The sequence below is a fragment of the Streptomyces sp. SID14436 genome, assembly GCF_010548465.1.
Lineage (GTDB): Bacteria > Actinomycetota > Actinomycetes > Streptomycetales > Streptomycetaceae > Streptomyces.
The window spans coordinates 1-8,203 of sequence record NZ_JAAGMD010000084.1 but is presented as its reverse complement, the minus strand read 5'-3'; the positions used below and the strand labels follow the sequence as shown (position 1 = coordinate 8,203).

5 protein-coding genes and 2 pseudogenes are annotated in these 8,203 nt (G+C 70.3%); 1 reads left to right on the top strand and 6 read right to left on the bottom strand.

The annotated features are described in order from the left end of the window. Positions 1-134: 134 nt before the first annotated feature. The 6 genes and pseudogenes from mmsB to G3I53_RS03065 all read right to left on the bottom strand — a co-directional run bounded on the left by mmsB (position 135) and on the right by G3I53_RS03065 (position 7,613). Positions 135-1,379 (bottom strand): multiple monosaccharide ABC transporter permease, encoded by a 1,245-nt coding sequence (gene mmsB / locus G3I53_RS03090; protein ID WP_164337278.1) that lies wholly within the window; start codon positions 1,377-1,379, stop codon positions 135-137. Next, positions 1,376-2,926, bottom strand: a complete 1,551-nt coding sequence (gene mmsA, locus G3I53_RS03085; RefSeq protein ID WP_164337279.1) for a multiple monosaccharide ABC transporter ATP-binding protein — start codon at positions 2,924-2,926, stop codon at positions 1,376-1,378. The genes mmsB and mmsA overlap by 4 nt, the downstream gene beginning before the upstream one ends. Positions 2,927-2,965: 39 nt before the next feature. After that, a complete protein-coding gene (gene chvE, locus G3I53_RS03080) occupies positions 2,966-4,078 on the bottom strand; it encodes a multiple monosaccharide ABC transporter substrate-binding protein (protein ID WP_203592316.1) in 1,113 nt (370 codons plus the stop codon). A gap of 143 nt (positions 4,079-4,221) precedes the next feature. Then, on the bottom strand, positions 4,222-5,190 hold the full coding sequence (locus tag G3I53_RS03075; RefSeq protein ID WP_164337282.1) for a hypothetical protein: 969 nt from the start codon (positions 5,188-5,190) through the stop codon (positions 4,222-4,224). Between the two features lie 228 nt (positions 5,191-5,418). Continuing rightward, positions 5,419-6,453, bottom strand: a pseudogene (locus G3I53_RS03070) (alcohol dehydrogenase catalytic domain-containing protein); the annotation flags it as partial. Continuing rightward, on the bottom strand, positions 6,450-7,613 hold the full coding sequence (locus G3I53_RS03065) for a mandelate racemase/muconate lactonizing enzyme family protein (RefSeq protein WP_164337281.1): 1,164 nt from the start codon (positions 7,611-7,613) through the stop codon (positions 6,450-6,452). The gene G3I53_RS03065 and the pseudogene G3I53_RS03070, both read right to left, overlap by 4 nt. A gap of 239 nt (positions 7,614-7,852) precedes the next feature. Between G3I53_RS03065 and G3I53_RS03060 the strand changes: the two are divergent. Beyond that, a pseudogene (locus G3I53_RS03060) lies at positions 7,853-8,203 on the top strand (hypothetical protein); the annotation flags it as partial.

Sequence of the window (8,203 nt, the reverse complement as noted above, 5' to 3'; positions counted from 1 at the left end):
TGCGCGGTGCCCCCGGTCGCGGTGGCGGCGGCCAGGCCGGCCGCCGCGGCGCCCGCCATGATGGTGCGTCTGTTCAGTTCCATGAACCACTCCGTCGAGGAGGGGCCCCGCCGTCCGGCGGGGCCCGATGGGATCTACGAACCGACCTTGCGCTTGTTCCACACGTCGAAGCCGACCGCCGCGAGCAGCACCATGCCCTTGATGACCTGCTGCCAGTCGGTGCCGATGCCGACGAGGTTCATGCCGTTGTTCAGCACGCCCAGGACCAGACCGCCGATGATCGCGCCGAGCACGGTGCCCACACCGCCGCTCATCGACGCGCCGCCGATGAACGCGGCCGCGATCGCCTCCAGTTCGAAGTTGAGGCCGGCCTTGGGAGAGGCCGCGTTGAAGCGGGCGGCGAACACCAGACCCGCCAGGGCCGCGAGCATGCCCATGTTCAGGAAGACCAGGAAGGTCACCTTCTTGTCCCGCACGCCCGACAGCTTGGCCGCGGGCAGGTTGCCGCCGATCGCGTAGATGTGCCGGCCGATGACGGCGTTGCGCATCACGTAGCCGAAGCCGACCAGCAGCGCGCCCAGGATCAGCAGCACGATCGGGGCGCCCTTGTAGCTCGCCAGCAGCAGCGTGACGGTGAGCACGGCGGCGGACAGCGCGACCAGCTTCAGCAGGAACAGCCGGGCGGGCAGCACGTCGAGGGCGAACTCCTGCTGCCGGCGGCGGTCGCGGACCTCCTGGAACACCACCAGCGCGATCAGCGACAGCCCCAGCAACAGGGTGAGGTTGTGGTAGTTGGTCTCCGGCCCGACCTCCGGCATGAAGCCGTTGGCGACCTTCTGCAGCCCCTTGGGGAACGGGCCGAGCGTCTGGCCCTCCAGGAAGATCTCGGTCAGCCCGCGGAAGGTCAGCATGCCCGCCAGGGTCACGATGAACGACGGTATGCCGCCGTAGGCGATGAAGAACCCCTGGATCGCCCCCGCGATGGCGCCGACGGCCAGGCACAGCACCACGGCCATCGGCCACGGTATGTCGTTGCGGACCATGAACACGGCCGCCATGGAGCCCACGAACGCCGTCAGCGAGCCGACCGACAGGTCGATGTGGCCCGCGATGATGACCAGCATCATGCCGATCGCGAGGATCAGGATGTAGCTGTTCTGCAGCACCAGGTTGGAGACGTTGCGCGGCAGCAGCAGGTCGCCGTCGGTCCACACCGCGAACAGCGCCACGATCAGGCCGAGCGCGATCAGCATGCCGTACTGCCGCATGTTGCGGCGCATGCCGTCCAGCATCAGCCGGAGCAGGCCGTCACCGACGCCCGGCCCGCTCTTGCCCGGCGGCGCGGCGGCCGGGCTCTTGTCGGTGACTTCCGTGCTCATCGGGATACCTCTTTGTCCTTCGTCATCTGCCGCATCAGCGACTCCTGGGAGGCCTCGGCGCGCGAGAACTCGCCGGTCAGCCGTCCGGCGGCCATGGTGTAGATGCGGTCGCACATGCCGAGCAGCTCCGGCAGCTCGGAGGAGATGAAGACGACCGCCTTGCCCTCGGCGGCCAGCCGGTCGATGACCGTGTAGATCTCGTACTTGGCCCCGACGTCGATGCCCCGGGTCGGCTCGTCGAGGATCAGCACCTCGGGACCGGCGAAGATCCACTTGCTGAGGACGACCTTCTGCTGGTTGCCGCCGGACAGCTTGCCCACCGGCTCGAACACCGTGGGCGCCTTGATGTTCATCGACGTCCGGAAGCCCTCGGCGACCTGGCGTTCCTGGTGCTCGTCCACCACCCCGCGCCGGGCCACCTTGCGCAGGGCGCTGAGCGAGATGTTGCGGTTGATGGTGTCGATCAGGTTCAGGCCGTAGTGCTTGCGGTCCTCGGTGACGTAGGCGATGCCGTGCGCCACCGCCTCCGGCACCGTGCGGGTCCGGATCGCCTCGCCGTCCTTCAGGACGGTGCCGGAGGCGTGCCGGCCGTAGGTGCGGCCGAAGATGCTCATCGCCAGCTCGGTGCGCCCGGCGCCCATCAGCCCCGCGATGCCGACGATCTCCCCGCGCCGCACGGTCAGCGACACGTCGTCGACGACCTTGCGCTGCTGGTCGATCGGGTGGTGCACGGTCCAGTTGCGGACCTCCAGCGCCGGGGCGGTGCCCTCCTCCGGATGGTGCGGGGTGCGCTCGGGGAAGCGGTGCTCCAGGTCGCGGCCGACCATCCCGCTGATGATCCGGTCCTCGGTGGTGGCCGCGTCCTTCACGTCGAGCGTCTCGATGGTGCGCCCGTCCCGCAGGATCGTCACCGAGTCGGCCACCCTGCGGATCTCGTTCAGCTTGTGCGAGATGATGATCGCGGTGATGCCCTGCTCCTTCAACTGCAGGATCAGGTCGAGGAGTTTGCCGCTGTCCTCGTCGTTCAGGGCCGCCGTCGGCTCGTCGAGGATGAGCAGCTTCACCTTCTTCGACAGGGCCTTGGCGATCTCCACCAGCTGCTGCTTGCCGACGCCGATGTCGGCGACCCGGGTCTCCGGGTGCTCGTTCAGGCCGACCCGGCGCAGCAGTTCGGTGGCGTGCCGCAGCGTCTCGTTCCAGTCGATCAGGCCGCGGGTGGCGTGCTCGTTGCCGAGGAAGATGTTCTCCGCGAGGGAGAGGTAGGGCACCAGGGCCAGTTCCTGGTGGATGATCACCACGCCGCGCTGCTCGCTGGCCCGGATGTCCTTGAACCGGCAGGGCTCCCCCTCGAAGAGGATCTCCCCCTCGTAGGTGCCGTGCGGGTGGACGCCGGAGAGGACCTTCATCAGGGTCGACTTGCCGGCGCCGTTCTCGCCGCAGATGGCGTGGACCTCGCCCTGCCGGACGGTCAGTGTGACGTCCGACAGCGCTTTGACGCCGGGAAAGGTCTTGACGATCGAGCGCATCTCCAGGACGGGTCCCGCCATGGTCGTGCCTTCCAGTCGGTGGTGGGTCGTGGGGGACGGTTACTTGAGGTCGCTCTCCTTGATGTAGCCGGAGTCGACGACGACCTCCTGGTAGTTCGACTTGTCCACGGCGACCGGCTCCAGCAGGTAGGCCGGGACGACCTTCGCGCCGTTGTCGTAGGTCTTCTCGTCGTTGACCTCGGGCTTCTTGTCGTTCAGCAGCGCGTCGACCATGTTCGAGGCGACCTTGGCGAGTTCGCGGGTGTCCTTGTAGACGGTCATCGACTGCTCGTCGGCGATGATCGACTTCACCGACGCGACCTCCGCGTCCTGACCGCTGACGATCGGCAGCGGCTTGGCCTTGGAGCCGTAGTCGTCGGACTTCAGCGCGGACAGGATGCCGATGGAGATGCCGTCGTACGGCGAGAGCACCGCGTCCACCCGCTCGGTCTTGTACGCCGAGGTCAGGATGTCGTCCATGCGCTTCTGCGCGGTGCCGCCGTCCCAGCGCAGCGTGGTGACCTGGTTGAGGTCGGTCTGGCCGGAGCGCACGACGAGCTGCTTCTTGTCGATGTAGGGCTTGAGGACGTTCATCGCGCCCTGGAAGAAGTAGCGGGTGTTGTTGTCGTCGTTGGAGCCGGCGAACAGCTCGATGTTGAAGGGGCCCTTCTCGCTGCCGTCCTTCAGGCCCAGCTTCTCGACGATGTAGCTGCCCTGGAGCTCGCCCACCTTCTCGTTGTCGAAGGAGGCGTAGTAGTCGACGTTCTCGGTGCCGAGGATCAGGCGGTCGTAGGAGATCACCGGGATGTCGGCGTCCTTGGCCTGCTGGAGGACGTTGTTCATCGACTTGTTGTCGATGGACGCCACGATGAGGGCCTTCACGCCCTGCGTGATCAGGTTCTCGACCTGGGAGACCTGCTGGTCGGGGTCGTCCTCGCCGTAGACCAGCTTGGTCTTGTAGCCCTTGGACTCGAGGTTCTTGACGACGTTGTTGCCGTCGGCGATCCAGCGCTCCGAGGACTTGGTCGGCATCGCGATGCCGATGACGGCTCCCTCGGCGCCCGACTTGTCCTCCTTGCTGCCGCCGTCGCTGTTCTGGCCGCAGGCGGACAGGGCGAGGGCGAGGGAGACGGCTCCGGCGAGGGCGGTGAACGCGGCTCTGCGGTTACGCATGATCATCATCCTTGACGTGTGTGCGGGGCAGGGCGGGTGGTGCGGCAGGGCGTGAGGAGACGGGATGCCGGGCGGGCCCACGAAGGGTTGTGTGGGATTGTGCGCGACTGTGTCTACTTCTGTGAAGTCAGATTTCCAGAACGTTATGACGAGACGTCGAAGCGGCTCAGATCACCCGGAAGCCGCGAACCGAGCGGAGCCATGTCCCCGTCGGCGCCGTGCCGGGCCAGCAGATCCAGGGCGAGACGGCCCCTGCGCACCCGCTCCTTGGCGGTCGCCAGGGCGAGCTCGCGCAGGTGGTGGCCGTACGGATAGATCCCGGGCGCCTTGGCCAGACCGAACTTCAGGTACAGCGGGGCGCCCCGCCGGATCAGCTCGGCGACCTCGTACATCCGCACATAGCCGCCGAGGTCGTCCGGCGCCTCGATGTACAGATCCATGGGGGTGGCCGAAACTCGCCGTATCTCCGTGACGTGATGCAGGGTCAGGTCGCTGGGCACGTTGATCGAGTCGGCGCCGAGCCGCTCGTACACCGCGTACGAGGCCGGGTTGACCGGTCCCACGAGCGCGGAGACCTTGAAGGTGGTGTCGGCGGGCAGCAGCCCGGCGGCCCGCGCCCGGTGCAGCGTCCACAGCACCCCCTCGTCGGCGACCAGCAGGCAGCGCACCCCCAGCTCCGTGGCCCGCAGGGCGTCCTCCACACAGCCCGCGACCGCGTCGTGGCCCCGGGCACGCAGCCCCGCGCCCCGCGAGTCGGTACGGGTGGAGCCGCCGATGTCCCAGGTGCCGCGCGGGCCGGTGAACAGGCAGAGCTCGATGCCCCGTTCGGCGGTGGCCTCGGCCATCTCGGTGATCTCGGCGTCGGTCAGCATCCACACGCCGCTGCCCTGGCTGATCCGGTGGATCGGCACGTCCAGCCGCGACGCCTCCTTCAGCACCACCGCCAGCGCCTCCGGCCCCTCGCAGGACGGGATCTCGGTGCGCCAGCGGCCGCCGCCGGGGAAGGTGTGCGGGGAGGAGTCGGCCGGGTCCGGGGCGGGCGCGCCCAGCCCCAGGGCGGCCAGTGCCTGCTCACCGGGCCTGCGGGCCGCCCGGGCGGAAGCAACGGTCACAGCGTCGGTCACGGGGTGTCCTTTTGTGTTCGGTTTGCCGTTCGGTATCTCGGACGGTGTTCGCGGCTCATGGCGCGAGCCGGGGCCGCCGGGTCGTGCGCCGGGCCGGGGACCGTCAGTCGCCCCCGGCCCGGCGCACCGTCAGTAGGGCTCCTCGGGCTCCCGGGGCGCCTGGGGCTCCTCGGGCCTTTCGGCCTCCTCGGGCTTCTCGGGCTTCTCGGACTCCTCGGGGTGGAGCAGCACCTTGCCCACCGCCGGGTCGCCCGAGCCGACCAGCTCGATGGCGCGCGCGAACGCGGTGAGCGGCAGCCGGTGGGTCACCAGCGGGAGCGGGTCGAGGAGCCCGGCGGCGAACACGCGCACCGTGTGCGCCCAGGCGGCGGGCGGCGCCCCGAAGACTGTGTGCACCTCCAGCTGGCGCACCACCAGGTCCGTCGGGTCCAGCCCGGCCGCCCCCGGCGCCGGGATTCCGGTGAGCACCAGCCGCCCGCCCCGCCGCAGCAGGGCGGCGGAGGTGCGCGCGGCCTCGGCGGACCCGGCGGTCTCGATCACCACGTCGAAACCGCCGGGCAGTTCCTCGTCCCTGGTCCGAAAGTCCGTCGCCCCGAACCGCACCGCCAGGTCCTCGCGGTCCCGCCGGGTGCCGACCACCAGCAGCTCGGCCGGGGACGCCGCCCGCAGGAACTGCACGGCGAACATGCCGAGCGTGCCGGTGCCGACCACGGCCACCCGTTCCCCGGGCACCGCACGGGCCTTGAGCGCGGCGGCGGCGATGCACGCGGCGGGCTCCAGCAGGGCGGCTGCGGTGAGGTCGGCGTCGTCGGGCAGGACGTGCAGCAGCCGGGCCGGCAGGGTCAGCGTCGGCGCCATCGCGCCCGGCTCGGTGAAGCCGGTCTCCTCGTAGCCCGCCGTGCACAGGGTGCTCTCACCGGCGTGGCAGCGGTCGCAGACCTGGCAGTTGCGGAACCCCTCGCCGACCACCTTGCGGCCGAGCAGGGCCGTCGGCACCCCGGAGCCCACCCGCTCCACCGTCCCGGACCATTCGTGGCCCGGCGTCAGCGGATACCGCACGTAGCCCTCGGGGCGGTTGCCCTGGTACAGCTCGCGGTCGCTGCCGCAGATGCCGGTCGCGTGGACCCGGACCAGGGCCTCGCCGGGGGCCGGTTCGCGCGGCTCGTGCGGGGCGAGGCGGTGCTCGCCGGGTGCCTCGACGACGACGCTCACCGCGCCGCCGGCCGGGCCCGCGCCCGCCGGGGCGCTCACGCCGTGCCCTTCGGCCGGCGCTGCTCCCAGCCCTCGGCCCACAGGTCGAACCGCGCCTGCTGCTGGGGGAACTCGGCCGCCGCGTCCACGTCCAGCTCCACGCCCAGGCCGGGCTCGTGGGACAGGTGGAAGCAGCCGTCCTCCGGGTCCACCTGCGGCGCGCCCCTGACGACCTTCTTGATCTCCGCGTCCGCGAAGTCGTTGAAGTGCTCAAGGATCTTGAAGTTCGGGGTGGTGAAGCCGACCTGGAGGCTCGCCGCGGTGAGCACCGGACCGCCGACGTTGTGGGGGGCGACCAGCATGTAGTGGGTCTCGGCTGTCGCCGCCAGCTTGCGGGTCTCCCAGATGCCGCCGATGTGGCCGACGTCGGGCTGGAGGATGTCGGCCGCCTGGCTCTCGAACAGCTCGCGGAACTCGATGCGGTCGTGGATGCGCTCCCCGGTCGCCACCGGCATGTCGACCTTCGCGGCGACCTTCTCCAGCGCCTTGAGGTTCTCCGGCGGCACCGGCTCCTCCAGCCAGGCCGGGGCGAACGGCGCCAGCTCCCGGGCCAGGCGCACGGCGGTGGCGGGGGAGAAGCGCCCGTGCATCTCCAGCATCAGCTCGGTGTCGGGGCCGATGGCGTCGCGCACCGCCTCGATGAGGGAGACGGCGTAGCGGGTCCGCTCGTGGTCGAGCTCGAAGTGCCCGGTGCCGAACGGGTCGATCTTCAGCGCCCGGTAGCCGCGCTCCACCACCGCCCGCGCCGCCTTGTGGTACGCCTCCGGGGTGCGCTCGGTGGTGTACCAGCCGTTGGCGTACGCCTTGACCCGGTCGGTGACGCTGCCGCCGAGCAACTGCCAGACGGGCACGCCGAGGGCCTTGCCCTTGATGTCCCAGCACGCCATCTCGACGACCGCGATCCCGGACATCACGATCTCGCCCGCCCGGCCGAAGTCGCCGTACTTCATGCGGCGCACGAGGTCCTCGACGGCGAACGGGTCGGAGCCGGCGATGTGGTTGGCCTCGGCCTCCTTCAAGTACCCCAGCAGGGCATCGGTGTGGCCCAGCATCCGGGTCTCCCCGACTCCGGTGAGGCCCTCGTCGGTGTGCACCTGGACGTAGGTCAGGTTGCGCCACGGCGTTCCGACCACGTGTGTGCTGATTCCGGTGATGCGCACGGCAGTTGCCCCTCGTGTTCTCGGCCCGGCCCCGGGCGGCTCGGAGTCGTCCCGCTCGTTCGATATTTCGTCAGGCGTTCGAAATGCTGGCGCGACAATAAGGACGGGGTGGCGGGGTGTCAATGGGTCGCGCACGCAGCGGTTTCGGCGGATTCCAAACCATTGGGCAAGGGTCCTCACCAAACCTTCACGGAGAGTCCTGGGAACCCGACCCGAACGGAACTTAACCTTCCCGCGTCATGGACTACTGCCACCCCTGCCGACGGCACCTCAACGGCGCGCTCGCGTGCCCGGGGTGCGGCACTCCCGTTGAGACGCTCCGCACCGCCGCGGAGAGCGCCGCCGGGCCCGGCGGACCCGCCGGGTACGCAGCCGGGGAACCGGTCCCGGAGGCAGAGCCGGAGCCCGAGCCGGAAGCGGAACCGGAGCCGGGACCGGAACCCGGGCGGGCCGCGCGCAGGAAGGCGACGGAGGGCAGCCGCCGGGACCGCAAGGCCGCCGCCCACCGCCGGCGGCGGCGCCGCACGCTGTTCGTCACCGCCGGCTTCGTCCTGGCGGCGGGCGGCCTGAGCCTGGCCGAGCTGGGGATC